Annotated in this window: 2 protein-coding genes; both read right to left on the reverse strand. The window is 42.5% G+C overall.

Annotated features, from left to right (window positions below):
* Positions 1-85: 85 nt before the first annotated feature.
* Positions 86-12244: a non-ribosomal peptide synthetase gene (locus I6N96_RS05690; protein WP_209556549.1), complete on the reverse strand. Its 12159-nt coding sequence runs from the start codon at positions 12242-12244 to the stop codon at positions 86-88.
* 44 nt (positions 12245-12288) lie between these two features.
* Positions 12289-22026: a non-ribosomal peptide synthetase gene (locus tag I6N96_RS05695; RefSeq protein ID WP_209556550.1), complete on the reverse strand. Its 9738-nt coding sequence runs from the start codon at positions 22024-22026 to the stop codon at positions 12289-12291.
* Positions 22027-22257 lie beyond the last annotated feature (231 nt).

Raw genomic sequence — 22257 nt, forward strand, 5'->3', positions numbered from 1 at the left:
CTCCTGTAATAAATTAGTTACAATGATAGTCGTAATGAATCAAATCCGGCAGACAGCCCTTTACACTGCCCGCCGAAATGACGCATTATTTATTTCTTAACGAGCGGATATAGTTTTCCAACTCTTTGTCAAGCTTACGAAGTAGTTCTTTTTCTGTCCCGCGTTCACACTCAAGATTCGTCAGAACAATACGTTCTTTTGTATGAAGGATATTTGCTACTTTTCTGCTGTTAGAGGTTCCGACAGCTTCGTTTTCTTCTAATAGTTGTCTTTCGTCAAAGAGACTGTTCTCCTGATCAAACATCATCAGGAAGTTGACGATTTGAGCGGGAAGGTTGGTCAAATTGATTTTTCCAACGATGTCCGCAGCGTTTGGATACATTTTCTGTAACTCTTGATTCTCCATCAATGACAGCAGATGAACACGATGCATACTCATATAGCTCATAATTGCTCTGCTTTTCTCTGTCAGTGTTTGATTCTGTCTTGTGGTAAAGGTTATTGGCAGTAAATCAATAAAACTTCCGATCTGTTCAGTAAATTGCTGCTGACCATAGCTCCTGCCGATTTGAATCATCAGTAATGGAACATCAATATCAGGAAATGCATGTTGTAGTGCAGTTAAATACAGTCTTTCAGCCAGCTTGAAGCCTTCATCTTCTGCCAAATCAACTTCCTGCATATCATGATGATAGGTGATCCAAGTGTATTCTTTTGCAGCTTTTGCGGCATGATAGCTTGTCAGTGCCTGATCGAAGGTCCTAAGCTCCAAAGCATCAATAAGCTCTGGTTCAGAAGTTGCCACAGGTCCCTGATTCAACAAATCTGTGTAGCTTTCGTATTGAGGAATCGCAGCAATTTTCGGCTGTTTCATCGCAAGCAGCTCATGGAACCGAGCATTCAACACTTCGCTGCTGAAGCCGTCGAAAATCAAGTGAGACACTGGGAGCAATACTTCATATGTCTGTCGACTCTGCTTAACCACCAGCATATGATGAGCAATATCATCTTGCAGCTCATACTCTGGTTTGCTGTAGCATTCTACTTGTTCTTCGATACCTTTGAGGTATTCCGATCTGTTCTCTGAAGGGTAAATAGAGAGATCAATAAACGGAATAGTTCCTATCTGTGCCCAGTCAAATACTGTTATTTCCAACTTCTTCGGATCGATCTGACTTCGTAAAATCTGCTGCTCCTTTAAAAGAGTATTCCAAACATTGCTGAATTCTTCTTTGTTCCACGGTTTTTCTACGTGAATTCGCCCAAAAGAGCCTAGAACATCCATTTTATATAAGGCTTTCTGAGAGGCAGACAACTCATTAGTCATCATTGCTTTTCCTGAAAGGATTTCTCCGCTGTATCCCTTGATTTCAGTCAGTAATTGCTCCATTTGCTGTTCAATTGAAGGTGCTGCCTGACCTTGTTCATTCGGCTCGATCTCAGTGAGTTCCTCTTCAACAGCAGTTTTGATTTTTTGCAGCTCTGCGATCTTGCTGCCAAGCTCCTTGATAGTTCTATATTGGAAGATGTCTCTAACTGAAAGCTTTATCCGTTTCTTGGTCAACATGGATAGAATACTGATTGCTTTGATAGAATCACCACCAAGTTCAAAGAAGTCATCTGATCGACTGACCTGCGCTATCCCTAAGACGGTTTCAAACATTCCTGCCAACATTTCCTCGTTCATACCTTGAGGTGCTTCGTATTGGCGATCGGTTTTCAGCTCTATTTCCGGCAAACTGCGCTTATCTACTTTACCAGTAGCTGTTACCGGTATTTGTTCTAATTGCATCATATATGGCGGTACCATGTAATCTGGCAGCTCTTCTCTCAAGGCTTCACGCAGTTGAGGAAAGACCAATTCTTCTTGGCTAACCATATATGCATGGATCGCTGATTCTCCTGTGTGATCAGGTTTAACAACAACAGCGGCATTACTGATTTGTGTCTGTTTCCGCAGTACGCTTTCGATTTCTCCTAGTTCTACACGTAAGCCGCGGATTTTGACTTGCTCATCAATTCGTCCCATATATTCCAGATCGCCATTTGGCAGCCAACGAACCAAATCGCCAGCGTGATACAGCTGTCCGGCACCAAATGGGTTTGGTACAAATTTTTCAGCGGTCAAATCCGGTCTCTTCATATAGCCGCGTCCCAGATTTTCCCCAGTAATACATAGCTCGCCAGGTACTCCAACACCACATAGCTGCCCGTCATTCATGACATATATCTGATTATTCGGTACAGGTTTTCCGAGTGCGATATAGCTGCTGTCTGTTATTTCATGAGTAACAATCAACACGGTCGCTTCTGTTGGTCCGCACATATTGAAGATACGCGCATTTGTATGTCTGCGCATTTGCTCAAACAGGCTTGCCGGGAAGACCTCTCCTCCTAAAATGATTGTAGTGAAGTGACGCATGTACTGGCAGTTCTCGTCATCCATCATGAACATCTTCATTTTAGACGGTGTTGTTACCAGTAAATTCGCGTTAGTCTTCTCAACTAACTGAGCCAATAAATCTTGACTTTCCTGCTGTTCTTCATCCGCCAGTACGATTTTGATCTGGTTCAGTAAAGGCAGGAAGCTTTCCTTGATAAATACATCAAAACAGTAAGTAGTTACTGAGACGAATGTCGGCTCCTCATGATTAAAGAAGGAATCGCCAAAGGCCATTTTTCCTGTACAGTAATTGACAATATTTCGGTGTTCCAACATGGCTCCTTTAGGCTTCCCAGTCGTTCCGGAAGTATAAAGACAACAGAATAAATCTGTTGGGCTATTAACTGTTGTGAGATTGTCAGTTGGCAGCTGTGTCAGTTCTTCGTTTTTGTGAAGCTCGATGATCGGTATAGTCGTTGAAACAGGTAATTCCCTATAAGCAGTAAGAATTGCTTTTGGCTCGCTATCCTCAAGCATATATCTGATTCGATCCTCTGGATAGCTTGGATCGATTGGGACATAGGCGCCTCCGGCTTTGATGACACCCAGCATTGCTACCAGTAGTTCAACACTTCGAGCAGTGAACAACGCAACACGGTCATCCGGCTGCAGTCCCATACTGCGAAGTTTAACAGCCAATTGATTGGCACGCTGATTCAGCATCGCATAAGTGATTTCCTGATCTTTGAAGACTAATGCGACTTTATCAGGAACATTGGCCGCCTCTATTTCAAATAACTCGACCACGGTCTTTCCTTTTCCTGAAGGGGTTTGTGTATCATTGAAATCAACAGATACCAGTTTTGCTTCTTCTTCGTCCAAAAGTGACAGCTGACGGATTGAAAGTTCTGGTTCCTTCAATATCCCCTGAAGAATCTGCTTCATTCGCTTCAGGACCAGTTGGATTTCTTCATTTGTGTAAATTGTCGGATCGTACAACACTTCGATTGTCAGCTGTTCAGCCATAAAGGCCTTAAGCGTGATTGGGTAGTTTGTCTGCTCTCTTACTGCATGAGTCTCAAATGCTGTTCCTTGCTCGACAGATTGACGGACTTCTTCATCAATATAGTAATTTTCAAAAATGAACAAGGTTTTGAAAAGGTCAGAGCCAAGACTGCTTTGCTGCTGCACCTCAGCCAGTGATAAATGATCATAGCTGCTGCTTTCGATGGATTGCTGCTGTACCTCCTTCAACAGATTCAGCACAGAACGCTCCTCTTCCCCATTTACACGTACGGGTACAGTGTTGATGAACAGCCCTACCGCTTTTTCGATGTCAGTCAATGGTACATTTCTTCCAGAGACTACTTTTCCGAAAACAGCATCTTTTGTATGGTTCAAGCGTTGTAGAGTCAGTCCCCACGCCGTTTCTAAGATACTACTCATGGTCAGCTGATTTTTAACTGAAAGCTCTTGCAGTCCCCTGCCCTCTTCTTCTGTCAATGTCAACTGCGCATCAGCAACCTGTTCCTGTGTCTCTTCTCTTCTTCCCAGCATCGGTAAAATTTCAGCGGCTTCTGAGTAATCAACCAGCAGTTCGCGCCAATAAGTAAGCGCCTCTTCCCTGTCCTGCTCCCTTTGCCATTGAATGTATTCCTGATAATTCGGTAACCCTCGCTCTTCTTCTTTCGCTCTCTCAGCGATTGTCTCAAAGCGTTGCCCTTCTGTCAGTGCTTGATAGTTTTCCATGAAATCCTTAAACAGGATTGGGAAACACCAGCCATCAAGAATAATATGGTGAGCACTCCAAATCAATAGTGTTTCGTTAGGAGAACGTAGGATCGTCAAACGAATGAGAGAATCGTTGTCAAAATCAAAGCCTCTTTCTACATCAGCAGCAATGAAGTCTGCGGATGTGCCTTTCGTTTGTTCAACAACCTCTGCTTCCAGATCCAAATCATTCAAGACGACTTGAACAGGAGTAATTAGATCCTTAAATACAATCTTTGTTCGTAAAACAGGGTACTTATATTTCAGCAATTTAAAACTTTGAATCAAGGTTTCGTTATCCGCCGGAACGCTTAGACGAAGAATCTGCTGCATAAAGTATTCCCCTGAACGGTCATTCTTCAGCTTATGATAGAGAATACCTGATTGCATTGGACTTAATGGATACACCGAATCAGTTTTTTCAAGGGGAACCAATTTTTGAACCTGCTGGAACTCCTCTAATGGCATATCCAATTGATAATCAGAAGCGGTCAATACACGCTCTTCTTGTGCGAGACAATGGCGTGTCAAGTCACGTAAGCTTTCGTTAAAGGCTTCGTAAAATTGCTTGATTTGTGCTGCTGAATACTCTGTTGAATCATAAATGATTGTTGTTTTCAGCTGCTTATCAATGATGGAGCAGTTGACTGTCAGCGCTTGATCCATTTTGTTATCGGCTGCTATTGCGTTGCCTGTGCTGTATATAGATGGCTGCAGCAATTCTTCCGGCTGATTGCTGTTGTTGCCTAGGTAGTTAAAAGCAATGTCTGTCGTGATTTTTGGAAGCATCCGTTCACTATTGTATTTGATAACACCATAGCCCAAACCATTATTCGGAACCTTGTAGAGGGCTTCTTTGGTTTGAATGATTGTCTTCTCCATCTCCGAATAGTTTGTCAACAGTAAAGGATACAGGCTTGTAAACCACCCTACTGTTCGATCTATTGCAGGAAACTCCTTTAAGTTTTCACGTCCATGACTCTCTAATTGGATACTTAATTTATCTCTACCGAGAAGTTTAGCAGCAGAACGGCTTAATGCTGTCAGCAATAAATCATTGATTTCTGTTCCATATGCTTTTCCTGCGTGGTAAAGGAGCGCTTCAGTTGTCTCCTGTTCCAAGGCCGTAGAGGCTTCATCATAAATACCAGTCTTGCTCTCAATGGAATGGTCAGTGCTTGCCAGCCCATTGATTTCATCTGATAGCTGCTGCCAAAATACCACTTCTTTTTGCAGCTCTTTGCTTTGACCGTATTGCTCCAGTGTTTTTGCCCATTGATCAAAGGAAGCTGTTTTTTCCGGCAGCTGAACAGCTTCGTTTCGAAGCAGAAGCTGGTAGCTTGTGGCAAGATCTTCGAGAACCACTTGCCAAGAAACTGCATCAACAACTAAATGATGGATACTGATAAAGAGATGATCCTCTTCCTTCAATTGATAAAGGACTGCTTTCACAAGAGGTCCTTGCTCAAGATCCATACTGGCTTGAACACGCGTATTCTCGTCCTTGATTTTATCTGCAACAGAAGTTTCGTTCTTCCAATCGACTATATGCAGTTCGATCAGACCACTCTCTTCTGCACGTAAAATAATTTGCTCGCCATTTCTGTATACACTTCTTAACTGATCATGGTGCGTAATGACAGCTTCCAAAGCTGTTCTCAGTGTTTCTTGATCAAGACGAACCGCAGCCATCAGCATCAACGATTGATTGAAATGTTCCGGCTGAGAATGGGCCGTTTTGAAGAAGTGCTTTTGAACTGGCGTCATTGCGGCAGGTCCGCTAAGCTCTAGTTGGTCATAGCTTATCGTTGGTGCTGTCATGCTGATTCTCAATGAGATCGATTGAACAGTGTATAGCTGCATGATGTCCTTGACGCTGACTTCATACCCCTTTTCTCTCATCTTGGATACTGCTCGAATCGCTTTGATAGAGTCGCCGCCAAGTTCAAAGAAGCTATCTGTGATACCGATGGGTGAAACAGCCAATACATCTTCAAAGACGTCAACTAATGACTGTTCGATTTCATTGTTTGGAGCGACATATTCTCGTTCATTTGAAATTTCTATTTGAGGTAATCTGCGTTTATCGACTTTACCGGTTGGTGTGACTGGTATGTCCTCCAACTGCATCATATAAGGCGGAACCATAAAGTCCGGCAGCTCTTGTCTTAATGCTTCACGTAAGGTAGATAAATCAAGGGCTTTTTGACTGACAAGATAAGCATGGATCGCCGACTCTTCTGTATGATCCGGCTTAACAACAACTGCTGCATTACTGATGTTGTCCTGTCTGCGCAACACACTTTCAATTTCCCCAAGCTCGACCCGCAGACCGCGGATTTTGACCTGTTCATCGATTCGACCTAAATACTCTAGATCACCATTTGGCAGCCAGCGAACTAAATCTCCGGCATGATACAGCTTACCGGGACCGAATGGATTTGGAACGAATTTTTCAGCAGTTAGATCCGGACGTTTCATATAGCCTCGTCCTAGATTTTCTCCGACAATACATAATTCACCAGGCAGCCCAACACCGCAAAGCTCACCTTGGTCCATCACGTAAATCTGGTTGTTCGGTACTGGTTTGCCTAATGGAATATAACTGCTGTCTGTCACTTCATGGGTAACGATCAAGACAGTCGCTTCTGTTGGTCCGCACATATTAAAGATACGAGCATCTGTATTTCTACGCATTTGTTCATAGAGGCTGCCCGGGAATACTTCGCCCCCTAAAATAATCGTAGTGAAATGGCGCATATAGCTGCAATTGGACTCGTCCATCATAAACATTTTCATTTTAGACGGAGTTGTTACTAAAAGGTTAGCCTGATGCTTCTCCACTAGTTGAGCCAATAAATGTTGACTCTCCTGCTCTTCTTCGTCTGCCATAATAATCTTGATCTGATTCAGCAACGGCAGGAAGCTTTCTTTGATAAAAATATCGAAGCAGTATGTCGTTACTGATACAAATGTTGGTTCCGGATGACTCATAAAAGAGTCACCAAAGGCCATCTTCCCTGTACAATAATTGACGATATTTCGATGCTCCAGCATGACGCCTTTCGGCTTCCCGGTTGTTCCAGAAGTGTATAGACAGCAAAATAGATCTGTCGGCGTATTCACACCTGCTAGATTGCTTACTCCCGGCAACGCACAGTCACTTTCAGGAGCAGTCACTTCAATCACTGGGATATCCACAGCCAGCGGCAGTTCTCTATAAGCAGTTAAAATTGCTTTCGCTTCGCTGTCATCCAGCATATATTTGATTCGGTCCTCTGGATAACTCGGGTCGATTGGCACATAGGCACCGCCAGCTTTAATAACGCCCAGCATGGCTACAAGGAGCTCAACACTTCGAGCTGTAAACAAAGCAACCCGGTCATCTGGCTTGATTCCCATTGAACGGAGATACCAGGCTAGACAATTCGCCCGCTGATTCAGCTCACTATATGTGACTTGCTGATCTTTGAAGACAATAGCGACTTTATCAGGTGTCTGTGCTGCCTGCGCTTCGAAAAGCTCGACCATAGTCTTTCCTTTGGCAGAAGGCGCAGCTGTGTCGTTGAAGGTCTGAAGTACTAGCAGCTCCTCCTCTGCTGATAATGCCGAAAGTGAATGGATCGACCGCTCCGCATTTTTGACTACTTCTGATAATAATTGCTCATAATGAGTAATCATGTGAATAATCGTTTCTTCTTCAAATAAATCAGTCGCATACTCAACACTTAGCTCATAGCCGGCATTTTTTTCAATCAAATTAAATGTTAAATCGAACTTAGCAGCAGGATGATTAAGTGTTAATTCCTCTACTTCGACATCCTTCAAGTTGATTTTAGCAGCTTCGTTATTTTGAAGAACGAACATCACATCGAATAATGGATTTCTTGAGAAGTCTCTGGAAAGTGCCAGATCCTCTACTACCTCTTCAAATGGATATTCCTGATGCTCATAAGCCCTCAAGCTCTCCTCTTTGATTTCCTCAAGGAAAGCAGTAAAGTGCTTCTCAGGTGTCGGCTTTCCGCGCATAGCCAGTGTGTTAACAAACATACCGAGAATCTTTTCTGTATCTTTATGGATTCTTCCGGAAATCGAAGTTCCAACAATGATGTCCTCCTGTCGACTATGCTTATGGAGCAACAACATACAGGCGGAAAGCAGAACCATATACTCTGTTGCGCCATGCTGTTGTGCTAACTGAATGATTCCGTCCTTCAGCTCCGGTGCGAGAGCTCTCTTGAGCATCGCTCCTTTGTAGGTTGGCTGTATAGGACGTTGATGATCGAGCGGCAGATCAAGAACCGGTAATTCTCTGCTGAAATGCTCTTTCCAGAAGTTTTGATGCTCTTGTTGCTCTCTATCGGCAAACCATTGGCTGTAGTCCTTGTAGGAAACAGTATATTTCGGTAGGACTGCATGTGAATCATTGTATAAAACAGAAAACTCCTCAAATAGCTGACTGATGGAAACTGCATCTGCGATAATATGATGGATATCGAAAAACAATACATACTGATTTTCACTGATTGTTGATAGTTGGATTCGTAGTAAAGGAGCATGGGATAAATCAAACGGCTGAACAAAGCAATCAAATAAATGCGAAAGCTCCTTCTCAGAAACCAAAACCGGCTCATGAGTAAAATCGATGGTGATTTGCTCATGTATTTTTTGAACCGCTTCTCCATCAATCGTATGGAAGCTGGTTCTTAGTATTTCGTGACGCTGCATCAACTGTTCAAAGGCACTTTTTACCTTTGAAGCCTCTAATTTTCCATTAAAACGGATAGCCGCTGGAAGATTATAAGCAACACCCAAATCATTCAATTCATTCATAACATAGATTCTTCGTTGAGCAGAGGACATTGGGTAATATTCCTGCTCTTTTGCTTTAGGAATCGGCTCATAGCCGGCTTCCTCTTTTTGCTGTTCAACAACTTCACTCAACTGCTCTACTGTCGGCGAGCTGAAAAGCATACGCAGCGGCAGTCGTATAGAGGTTACGGCTTCCAGCTTGTTGATCACTTGTGTTGCTCGAAGAGAATGTCCGCCGATTTCGAAAAAGTTGTCAGTGATACTGATTTCCTCTACATTCAGCACCTCTGAAAAGATATCTGCAATGATTTGCTGGAGTTCATTCACAGGAGCAACGACTTGTTTATCATCTGTTGTTGTATGGATTTCCGGCAGTTCTCGTCGACTGACTTTTCCTGTTGGTGTTACTGGGATACGGTCGATCTGCATCATATATGGCGGAATCATAAACTCAGGAAGTTCTTCCCTCAATATTTCTCGGATATGCTGAAGATCGATCAGCTGGTCTGAAACCATGTATGCATGGATAGCACGGTCGCCGTTGCGATCATTTTTAACAATAACTGCCGCATTACTAATGGCTTCCTGTTTTCGAAGGACACTTTCGATTTCCCCTAATTCCACTCGGAAACCACGAATCTTGACCTGCTCATCGATTCGTCCAAGATATTCCAAATCGCCGTTCGGCAACCAGCGTACTAAGTCGCCTGCATGATACAGCTGTCCTGGGCCAAATGGATTCGGCACAAATTTTTCAGCAGTCAGATCCGGGCGTTTCATATACCCTCGCCCTAGATTTTCTCCGGCAATACATAGTTCACCCGGCATCCCGACACCACAAAGCTGTCCTTGGTTCATAACATAGATTTGGTTGTTTGGTACCGGCTTCCCTAGCGGGATATACCTGCTGTCTGTTATTTCATGTGTCACAATCAACACCGTTGCTTCTGTTGGTCCGCACATATTGAAGATACGAGCATCTGTATTTTCCCGCATTTGCTCATAAAGCGTTCCGGGGAACACTTCTCCACCTAAAATAATCGTTGTAAAATGGCGCATATAGCTGCGGTTGGATTCGTCCATCATGAACATTTTCATCTTAGACGGTGTTGTTACAAGTAGGTTTGCTTGATGCTTTTCTACTAGCTGAGCCAATAAATACTGGCTTTCCTGTTCTTCTTCGTCAGCCATGATGATTTTGATTTGGTTCAACAACGGCAGGAAGCTTTCTTTGATGAAAATGTCGAAACAATAGGTTGTTACTGATACAAAGGTCGGTTCAGGATGACTCATAAATGAATCGCCAAACGCCATCTTCCCTGTACAATAATTAACGATGTTTCGGTGCTCCAGCATGACGCCTTTCGGCTTTCCAGTCGTTCCGGAAGTATAAAGACAACAAAATAAATCTGTTGGAGTATTGACTGTCGGTAGGTTTTCCATCATTGGAAGCTCTTTAGCTGCAGTTCTGTCTGTTACTTCTATGACTGGCAAATCAACAACCAGTGGGAAGGTGTGGTGAGCGGTCAAAACGACCTTAGACTCACTGTCCTCCAGCATGTATTGAATTCGCTCTTCTGGGAAGCTTGGGTCGATTGGTACATAGGCACCGCCAGCCTTGATAACACCCAGCATCGCTACAAGGAGCTCAACACTTCGCGCAGTGAACAGTGCAACACGATCATTCGGTTGAATGCCCAACTCACGAAGCTGAGCAGCTAAATGGTTTGCTCGCTGATTCAGCTCTTGGTAAGTTACTTGCTGTTCCTTGAAAACCAGCGCAACTTTATCTGGGGTCTTCTCTACCTCAGCTTCAAACAGCTCAACCATTGTTTGACCTTTGGCAGAAGGTGTTTTTGTATCATTGAAGGTATGAAGAACCTTCTGCATTTCTTTTTCTCCGAGACATTGAATCTCGCTGATTTTTTCTTCCGGCTTCAATGCGATGTGACTTAAAATCATTTTGAAGGTTTCCAAAAGCTGCTGCATCTCTGTATTTCCATATAGCTTTGGATCGTAAAGAGCCTCTAAGCTCAATGATTCTGTGTTTGTAGAATGGTAAACCTTCATAGCAATCGGATAGTTTGTCTGTTCACGCATTGAATCAGGTTCAACATCAATGCCCATCATCGTTTCCTGGAATGAATCAGCATCAAAGTAGTTTTCATACATAAGCAGTGTTTTGAACAAGTCGCCGCCTAGTTCACTTTGCTGCTGCACATCTGCCAATGAAAAATAATCAAAGCTGCTGCTGTCAGCGGCTTGCTGTTGAACAGCCTGCAGTAATTGTGCTGGTGTTTGATTTTCTCTTGCATCTACTCTGACTGGAATCGTGTTGATAAAAAGTCCCACAGCTTGTTCGATACCACGTAAAGGTGCATTTCGTCCGGAAACGATTTTTCCGAAAACAACATCCTGTGTCCAGTTGTACTTCTGTAAAGTGATTCCCCACGCGGTTTCCATCAGTGAGCTCATAGTAATCTGCATGGAAAGCGTTGCTTGATGAAGCTGTCGGCTGACCGCTTCATCAAGGGTAACTTTTTCTGTTCGAACCTGCTGGGTATCAGCAGTGTCTCCTGTATACATTGAACGGATTTCAGCTACTTCGGAATAATCAGATAACGTTCTCTTCCAATAGTCCATCCCTGCTGATAAATCCTGTTGCTTTTGCCAGCTGACATAATCCTTAAAAGAAAATGATGATTTGCTCTCTTGTATAGCAGCGGCTGCTAGTTCTTGAAGGCTCTCTCCTGTCAGCAATTTATTGTAATAGTAGATAAAATCTTTGAAAAGGATGGAGAAGCACCAACCATCAAGGATGATGTGATGCGCACTCCAAATCATAATAGTCTTTTCCTTATCCATGCGAACAAAGGTTACTCGAAGAAGTGAATCTTTTTCCAGATCAAATCCTCTTGTGATATCCTGCTCCTTGATTTCCTGAAGCATTTCTTGTTGAACTGCTGCTTCGTAAGCACTCAAATCAATGACTGTTGTTTCTTGTTCTTTTTCGTTCAGGACGATCTGTCTGGGTTTTGCTGCTTTTCTATATAAAAAGATTGTTCGCAAGCTTTCATGCTTTTTGTTCAGAAGCTGAATACCAGCCAGAAGCTTCTCCTCATCTACAATACCTTTCAGCTGGAAACTCTGTTGTAAAAAGTATTCGCTGGATGTTTCATCCAATAATTTGTGATAAATCATGCCAGACTGCATTGCTGTTAAATCGTAAATACCTGCAACATTCTTGTTGATCGTCCGCTGCTTCATTTTCTGTACCATGACCAATCTCCCCTCGTCGCCAACCGATGATCCAATGTTCTTTTTTAATCCAATAGTGTATTCAACAGATCGATCTCATCGGCTTCCATATCGAATACCTCAAAGTCTTCCGCTGTTCTGAATGCTTCTTCCTGATTTAGACAGTGACCAATGACTTGTAGAACTGCCTTTTCATACGCTTCATGGAACAAGTGAATCTGTTCTGCAGTAACCGTATCCTCAAGATAATCAACATTCAGCTGGAGTTCTGTATCGCTGAAAACGACAGATAGTTCCAATGCTGTGTGAATTGTTGTATACAACTGTTTTGTTTCTACCGTTTCACTGAACAGTTTCTCTGTTTCTGTATCCAGAAAGACTTGTTCAGCCTCCTTCAAACGGAATCGGATTGGTTTGGCTAACTCTATAACTTTTTCCTTGTCTGCTTTTTGTACTCTTCGTCTTTGCTCTTTTGTTTCTAGGATTGTTTCTGTCATATTCGAATTATTGCTCAGCTGAAGTGCTTCAAGCTCTGTAAACTGACCAACTGTACGAATGATATTCAATGCGTGCTTGTCAGCAATACGTCCATCGCTTTCAATCAGCACCTCTCTATTGTTTTGCCCTATTTCATCTAAAGCTGTGGTTAACGCGGTTAGCATCAATTCCTCTGTTGTTGTAGAGAATGCTTGGTTTGCCTGTTCCAACTGACTGACAAAATCAATTTTTTGATAACTTTGCTGCACCTGTTTTCTGCTTGACGCAGATGGCGTCCGGCTTTCAATATCAACTGCGACGACTAACTGCTGTGAAGTGCTTGTTTCAACCCAAGCGTGGAACGGTAGTGTTTTTTCTGGAAGTAAAGCAACAGCCTCTTCTTCCAAACTACTATATGCAGCAATCAAATCCTCTAGTAGTATTTGAACCGCTTTTTCATCTGCAATCAGTGGAGAAATACCCACTACCAGATGATCCTTATCAGAGAAATGAAGGAAGTGTCCGCTTAACAATTGTCCTTTATTGGTTTGCGCTGCCCGTTTCATTTCTTCTTCAGCCTGTGTCAAAATTTCACTGTTGCTGTTGCTGTCTAATGTTGTTGTTTTAATGTGGAATGCTTCTGCATCCGCAACAGGTACAATTTCCTGATGTTCCTCAGTGAAAATTGTACGCAGCACATCATGATGCTTTCTCAACGCTTCAAAGGCTGTTGTCAGGCGCTGTTCGTCAATTTTCTGGTTGAAGCCTAAACGTAGAACATGATTTTCCAGTAATGGATCATTCAACAATAATTTTTGAGCTGCTGATAGAGCTGTGATACCGCTTTGCTCTACCTGAGCAGCAGTCAAACCATTGTCAGCCGTTGATTGAACGTGTTTGCTGATTTGCTTGATTGTTGAATACTGAAGGATGTCCTTAACTAAAATATCAAGTCCATTTTCTCTAATTTTGGCAGCGATTCTGATTGCTTTGATTGAATCTCCTCCAAGAGCAAGAAAATGCTGATTTGTTCCAATTTCAGAAAGTCCCAACACGTCTTTGAATACTTGAACCAGTTGTTCCTCCATCGGTGTTTCCGGCTGAACCAATGCCTCTGCGCTGCCTAGTTTAATGACAGGCAAAGCTTTCTTATCCAACTTGCCGTTAGGTGTTGTCGGAATCTCTGAGAGCTGCATGATAGCATCTGGAATCATATATTCCGGCAATTGCTTACCAAGATATTTCTGTAATCCGCTCAGATCGATCTCATCATCACTAACGAAATATGCGGCTAATTGCGGATTGCTGTCAGCATTTGTCACAATGACAGCTGCGTCCTTGATAAAGTCTGCTCCACGCAGAATACTCTCTATCTCCCCTGGTTCAATACGGTAGCCTCTGATTTTGACCTGCTCATCGATTCGTCCCATATATTCTAGATTGCCGTCGGCATTCCAACGAGCCAAGTCACCGGAACGATAAAGCTTGCCTTCCCCAAATGGATTATCTATGAATGCTGCCGCAGTCAGTACAGGTTTGTTCAAATACCCTCTAGCCAGGCTGACTCCGCTGATACAAAGCTCTCCTACTACTCCTACACCGCAAAGCTGTCTATCTTCCATGATGAAAACATCAACATTTGTAATCGGTTTTCCGACAGATAGCTGTTCTGGCAATGTATCTTCTTGTACTGCTGCTGTCTTTTTGTAAGACCAGCTTGTCGTATAAACAGTTGCTTCTGTTGGTCCATAAGCATTTAAATAATGGCCAATCGTATTCCCGCTTTCTTCTGAAACGATCTTACGAGTAGCAACTGAGCCCCCTGTCATCACTGTATCAACATCTTTAATGTTGATGCTTGCTGCATATTGCGGCGGCAAAATAGCAAAACTGATATGCTCAGATAAATATTTCTCGATGAATGATGGATTTTTCAGCTGTTCTTCATCAACTAAGTGAAGCGCTGAACCATTCAGAAGTGCAGTAAATATTTCAAGAACAGAAGCATCGAATATATAATTTGAGAACTGCAGCATTTGATCTTGACCAGTAAGTTCAAGTGAGTCACTGAAGAATTGCTTCGCATTAAGAACACCCTTATGCTCAACAAGCACTCCTTTTGGTTTTCCAGTCGTTCCAGATGTGTAAATACAATACAACAAATCATTGCTTTGGTTCACATATTCCAGATTGTCTGTCTTGAATGTATTGAAACTCTCCTGTTTGGCAGAAACAACCGGAATACCATAAAGCTCTTGTGGAAGCTCAAGTGTTGTCAGTACCACTTTTGGCTGGCAGTCAGTTAATAGGTAACGTCTGCGTTCCTCCGGCGCCTGTGGATCAATTGGCACATAAGCACCACCAGCCTTGATCACACCCATCATACTGACAATCATTTCTATGCTTCGATCAGCAATCAATGCGATTAAATCATCGGGTCTTGTTCCAATGCTTCTCAAGTAATGGGCAACCTGATTCGCTCGCTCATTCAGTTCTCCGTATGACAGCTGCTGTGCACCATAAACGACAGCTGGTTGTTCAGCGTATTTTTGAACCTGTTGTTCAAAGCTTGATACAACCGTTTGGTTCAAATCAAGTGCCTTCTTCGGTGATTGGAAGGAATCAAGTACGTGTTTTTCCTGTTCGTTGATTAAAATCAAGTCCTTGATTGCTTTTTCGGAATGATCAACTGCATCTTCCAGTAATACAAGATAATGAGACAGCATGAATTCAATACTTTCAGCCTTGAACAGATCTTTCGCGTACTCAATGATCAACTGATAATCTGTCGCAGTTTCAGTGAAACGGAAGGATAGATCGAATTTAGCGACGGTCCCTTCAACTTCCAGTTCTTTTCCTTTGCTTCCGCCTAAAGTAATTGCTTCTTCTTGCTGATTTTGATAAACAAACATGACATCGAACAATGGATTTCTTGAAAGACTTCTTGGCAGCTCCAGCATTTCCACGATTTTTTCAAATGGAAACTCCTGATGCTCCAGCATTTGCAGGTTTTGCTCTTTGATTTCTTCCAAGAAAGCTGTGAAGCTCTTTTGCTTTTCAGGTCGTGCTTTCAAGACCAGCGTATTAACAAACATCCCCACCATTGCTTCAACATCTGCATGCGTTCTTCCTGACACAGAAGTCCCGACAACAATCTCTTCCTGACGGCTGTATTTATGCAGCAGGATTTGATATGCAGCCAATAGGATCATGTACTCTGTTGTTCCTGTTTGTTTGGCTAAAGCCGCCAATTTATGCTTAAGCGGCTCGCTGATTCGTGTACTTAATGTCTCGCCGGCAAAGCTCTGCTTTTGAGGACGACGATGATCTAATGGCAGTTCCAGTATTGGCAACTCTCCGGAAAGCTCTGATTTCCAAAACTGTGCATGGTCTTCCATCGAACGAGCACTCAACCACTCACTATAGTCCTTATACTGCAATTCTTGAGTTGACAGTGTCCCGCCGTTATATAGCTCTGCGAACTCTTTAAGAAGAATTTGAACAGAAAGTCCATCGGCAACGATATGATGAATGTCCATCAATAACAGTGAACCGCCAGTAGGAGTATGAACAATTTTTACTCTAAACAATGGACCTTCAGATAAATCAAAGGGTCGGACAAAATTCGTCAATAACTTTTGAAGGTCAGATTCGTCTTTCAACTCGCCTGTTTCCAGTGCAAAAGGAATATCCTCCGCAGCAGCTATTTTCTGGTAAACAATTCCGTCTGTTCCTGTATAGAAGGAAGTTCGCAGCGCCTCATGTCTCTTGATAAGTTGATGGAAGCTTTGCTCTACCTGCTTTTGATCGATTGCCTGTTCAAATGAAAGTCCTACTGGAACATTGTAGGCAATACCGGTTTCATCAAACTCGTGGATCACATACAAGCGAGTTTGTGTCGAAGATGCTGGATAAGTTTCTTGAACTGCTGCCTTTTGAATGCGTTCGTAGCCAATTGTGGAAGAACTGCTGATTTTTCTTGAGACATTCTCAACAGTTGGCTCTTCAAAGAAGTCCTTCAGCGGTATTCTAGTTGTAAAGACTGCTTCCAGCTTGTTCAATAGCTGCATCGCTTTTAGCGAATGACCGCCCTGGTCGAAGAAATTCGTTTTCACACCATTCATTCGTCTACCTAACACTTCAGAGAACACAGACGCAACTTTTGCTTCCAGTTCATTTCTTGGCGCAATACCTTCCTCCTCCGCTTCTTCCAGGATAATCGGTAAAGCACTTCTGTCGATTTTACCTGTAGGTGTTACCGGCATTTCCGCTAGTTGTAAAAGTAGATCCGGCAGCATGTATTCAGGTAACTGTTTTCGCAGCTGCTCCTTCAATGCGCTCAGATCGATTGGTGCGGCATCTGCTACATAGACAGCTATTTTCTTTTCCGCTGTCAGAATTGTCACAGCCTGTTGGATCGTTGTTGCATTCAAGATCGTATTCGTGATTTCTTCAAGCTCTACACGGAACCCTCTCAGCTTGATCTGATCATCGACTCTTCCAAGAAAATCGATGGAGCCGTCTGCGCACCATTTTGCAAGATCTCCCGTACGGTACAGCCTTCCAAATGGAGAATCGATAAATACCTTGTCTGTTAATTCCGCATTTTGCCAATAACCACGAGCTACGCCTGTACCACCAACACACAGCTCCCCTTTCATCCCAATACCACATAATTCACCCTCATCAGAGAGAATATAAGCAGTTGTTGTTGGAAATGGTTTACCAATCGGCACGACAGATTTCAAGTCATCTTGATGAATAAGATGATACTCAGAGAAGGTTGTTCCTTCTGTCGGACCATAAACGTGAAGCAGCGAAGTTGTCTGATTCACTTCCAGTAACTGTCCGACATGACGCTCTGACAGCTTTTCTCCACCGAACAAAAGTGATTCGAGTCCATCAAAAATATGAGGATCGATTTCGATATGCTGGTTGAACAAAGCTGTTGTCAGAAACATTGTATTGATCGCATGGGTTTCAATCGTTTGCTTAAGCAGCTGACTATTCATAAAGGATTCTTTTTCTGTAAGAATCAGTGAACCGCCCTTCAACAAGCTTCCCCATATTTCAAAGGTTGCAGCATCAAAGCTTAATGATCCAGCCTGAAGCATGATTGTACTGTTGGATAGACCAACTGGTTCAGATGATTCAAGTAAATGGAACACATTTCGATGTTCGATCATTGTTCCTTTTGGTTTTCCTGTTGTTCCGGAAGTGTACATCAGATACAATAGGTCGTCTTCCTTATTGACCACTGTCGGATTATCAGCAATCCCTTTTTCAGCAGCAATTTCATCAAGTGACAGGAGCGGAATAGATGCATCCGCCAATAGTTTGGAGAAAGCATCACTTGCCAGAAGAACCTTTGATCCGCAGTCATTCAGCATGTAAGTGATCCGACTTTCAGGATAATCCGGGTCGATCGGCACATAAGCAGCTCCTGCCTTGACAATACCCATAATTCCAACGATCGTTGATGGATCTCTTTTTGCTTCGACAGCAACAAAATCATTCGCTTTGACATCAGCTGCCTTCAAATGAGCAGCTAAATTATTGGCTTTCTCATTCAACTGCTGATAGGTCAACACTTGATCCTTATAGATAACTGCCGGCTTATTAGGGAAGGCAGCTGCTTGCTTTTCAAAAATCTCAGCAATTGTTTGATTGTTATAATCAGAAATCTTGTCTGAATCGTTGAATATAGTTTGGATTTTCTTCTGCTCCGCTATATCGACAGCGGATAACTGTGCCAATAATTGCGTTTCATCATTAGCAGCATTTTGAAGCAGGGTGATATAATGCTGCAGCATTTGCTCCATGGATACCTCTTTAAATAGCGCTGTTCGATAATCCAGTGATAACTCGTAGCCATCCGTTGTTTCTGAAATGCTGAAGGTCAGATCGAACTTCGCCCCTTGCTCCTCCATATTTGCCGACTCAATCGCTAAATCTCCCCAACGTTGTTCCGGCTGTTCATTGTTTTGTAAAACGAACATCACATCAAACAATGGATTTCGAGACAAATCTCTTGGAATGTCCAATTCGCCAACTAGCTCATCAAACGGAAATTCCTGATTTTGATAGGCTTGAAGACTACTCTCCTTGATCTCTTGAAGAAATTGAAGCAGGGTTTTATCCGCCTGAGGTCTTCCTCGCATTGCCAGTGTATTGACAAAAATCCCCTGAACATTTTCGATTTCCTGACGAGTTCGTCCTGAAATCGACGTACCAACAACGACATCCTCCTGCCTGCTGTATTTTCCAAGCATGATCATGCAGACACTCAATAGAACCATATATTCAGTTGTTCCAGTTCTTTGCGCCAGCTGTGCCAGTCCCTCTTTTGCAGCTGTTGGAATGGTTTGCTTGACTGTTTTTCCTTCAAAGCTTTGTCTTGCTGTCCGTTTATAATCTACAGGCAGATCCAGTGACTCCGGAACGTCCTTGAATTGTTCCAGCCAAAATTGCTTTTGCTTTTCCAAATCTTGCTTTTTCTGCCATTCACTGAAATCTTTATACTGTACAGTGAGGGGCGCTAAAGTATGCCCGCCGTATAATGCAGAGATTTCCCCTAATAATGTGTTGAAGGAACCTCCGTCGGAAATGATATGGTGAACATCAACAAAGAGCACGCTTTTTTCAGAATCAGAAAGAACCTTCATGCGCATCAGCGGTGCTGTTTCTAAATCAAACGGGCGCACAAATGTGTTGAACCCTTGCGCAATCACTTCATCTGAGAGCACTGCAACGGTCTCATCTTCTATCGCTGCTGACGTATTTTGCTGAATTACTTGGACCGGCTGTCCGTCAATCGTCTTGAATACCGTTCGCAAGCTGTCGTGACGTGTGATCAATTGCTGGAACACGGAAGTTAAGCGATCCGTATCTAGCAATCCGCTGAAGGCTAGAGAAACCGGTACATTATAAGATTTTCCTGTGTCATCCAGTGCTGTTGCGATATAGATTTGCTTTTGAGCAGAGGATAATGGATAAAATGCTCTTTCCTCTGCAACAGGAATCATTTCTATCTCTTGCTCACCAGCAGCATCTATTTGAGCACCAATTGCTTCCACAGTAGAATGTTTATAAATATCAGAAACAGATAATCGAACACTAAATGCCGCTTCGATTGCGTTCAATAGACGCGTTAAACGTAAGGAATGTCCACCAGCTTCAAAAAAGTCTGTTTGTCGTCCAACTTTTTCTGCTTTTACTATTTTTTCAAAGAAAGCTGCAATCTGCTTCTCTGTTTCTGTTTCCAACGCTACAAATGAGGTGCTTTCTTCAATCGGGATAGTTGCTAAGGTTTGACGATCGACCTTACCGTTAACTGTTAATGGCAAGGTCTCCAATTGAATGATATTTGCTGGGATCATATAATCCACCAGTCGTTGCCTCAACTGCTTTTTCAATGCGGGGATATCCAGCTGCTCTTTACTTGTCACGAATGCAGCGATACTTGTCTCTCTTTGGTTGTCTTCTTTGCTGATTGCAGCCACATTGATAATTGCTGGGTCCTTGAGTAGCGAATGCTCAATCTCTTCAAGCTCTACACGCATCCCGCGGATTTGAACCTGATTGTCACTTCGACCTACATATTCAAGCTCGCCTTTATGGTTCCATTGAACGATATCTCCGGTTTTCAACATCTTTCCATCTCCGAAAGGATTCGCAACGAAACGCTTTTCATTCAATTCAGTCAGATTCAAATAGCCTCCGCTAACAGCCATTCCAGTGACACAAAGCTCACCAGGCATGTAAAGACCATTGACTTTATTGTCATTCATGATATAGACTTTTGTGTTTGCAACTGGTTTACCAATCGGGATTTTCTTCACTTCTTCCCCTTGCTGATGCTCCCAGACACTTACTACTGTCCCTTCAGAAAGGCCATAGGCATTATAATATTTCGCTCCTTGCGCTACCATACGTTCAGCAGCTTCTTTGTGACAGGCTGAACCACCAGTTTCCACCATGCGTACACTATCCGGCAGCTGTACATAATCACAATAAATCGGCGGAAGTAAACACATTGTTGCTTGGATATCGTGCAGGAATTGGTTGAATAAAGGAATATTCTTGATTTTTTCATCTGTTAAAAGATAGAGTGTTGCGCCGGAAAGTAAGGTTGTCGTGATTTCACTGATTGCAGTACTGAACGTGATTGGTGCAAATTGCGGTACTCGATCATGTTCATTCAGTTTCAGAAAATCATAGGCATTGAACTCGCAATAATTGACGATGGCACCATGATTGATTCTTACACTTTTTGGCATTCCCGTTGTTCCCGAAGTATAGATAAGACAAAGTGTATCGTCCGGTCCTGCTTGACGCACAGGATTTTCAGCATCCCCTTCATACAACGCTGAATCATTTAAATCAACAATCGGGCAGAATTCCCCTAATTCTTCCGGACAACCAGTCGTTAAAATCATCTTTGCTTGACTATCCTGCATCATGTAACGAAGGCGATCTATTGGGAATATTGGGTTCATAGGAACATAAGCAGCTCCGCTTTTTAAAACACCAAAAATCGAGCAAATCAATTCTACTCCCCTGGCAGCCATGATTGCGACATAGTCACCGGACTGAATATTTTTCTTCTTCAAAAGTGCAGCAATACAATTTGCTCGACGATTGAACTCTTCAAAGGTGATTTCTTCCCCCTCATACACGAGAGCCGTCTTATTTGGGAATTTCTTTACTGTATTTTCAATAATTTCATGTACACAAGCGTCTTTAGAAAATTCATAATCTGTCTGGTTTACTTCAGCTAACAACTTTTTTTCTTTTTCTGAGACGATGTCATAATCCAGTACAAGTTTTTTAGGATCTTCCATAATTGCCGTAAGTAATGTTTGAAAATGAAGATGAAGAATATCCATCTCTTCTTCTTCATAGAGCTCAGAAGAATAGTGATACTGAACGAGAAGATCATCATGGCCGTTTTCTTCCACCTGAATCATCAGCTCACAAAGAATTTCATCTGACGTATTCGCTGTCCCGGTTTGCCAAACCGTTCCTCGAATGCCAGCCTTTTGTTCCTCTGTTTCTTCAAGTTTGGAGGTAGTCATCTGCTTCAGCATGTCTACAAGTGTAGCGTTTTCCAATAATTCTCCTGTTAGAGATCCGGTATAATTAGTATGTTGAAATAAGTCCATTGAAAAAATCTTGTTTCCTTTAGTTTTGCACATAAGCAAGAGAAAGACGCCGGAGAAGAACGCATTTTTTGATACACCCGCTTTCTCACAGACCTCCAACGCTTTTTCCGTATTCAGGCCAATACGTTTATTCAGTTTCTTCAAGTATTTTTTATTACTCATTTACACATCTCCTTTTCATTGTTTAATGATGTACACACCGATCTTTTACAAAAATAAAAAAGAATAAGAATCTATTGTATTGATAAATGTGTACAAAATAACTATGGATGATTGCTGTCACACCTTCGGAAGTTACGAAAAATCATCCTTAAGTTAAATATAAATCACATATAATATATGTTTTTATTTTAAAAATTTCATTATTTATTTTTAATAAAAACACCTTTTTTT

It is taken from the genome of Enterococcus larvae (assembly GCF_017830045.1).
Classification (GTDB): domain Bacteria; phylum Bacillota; class Bacilli; order Lactobacillales; family Enterococcaceae; genus Enterococcus_L; species Enterococcus_L larvae.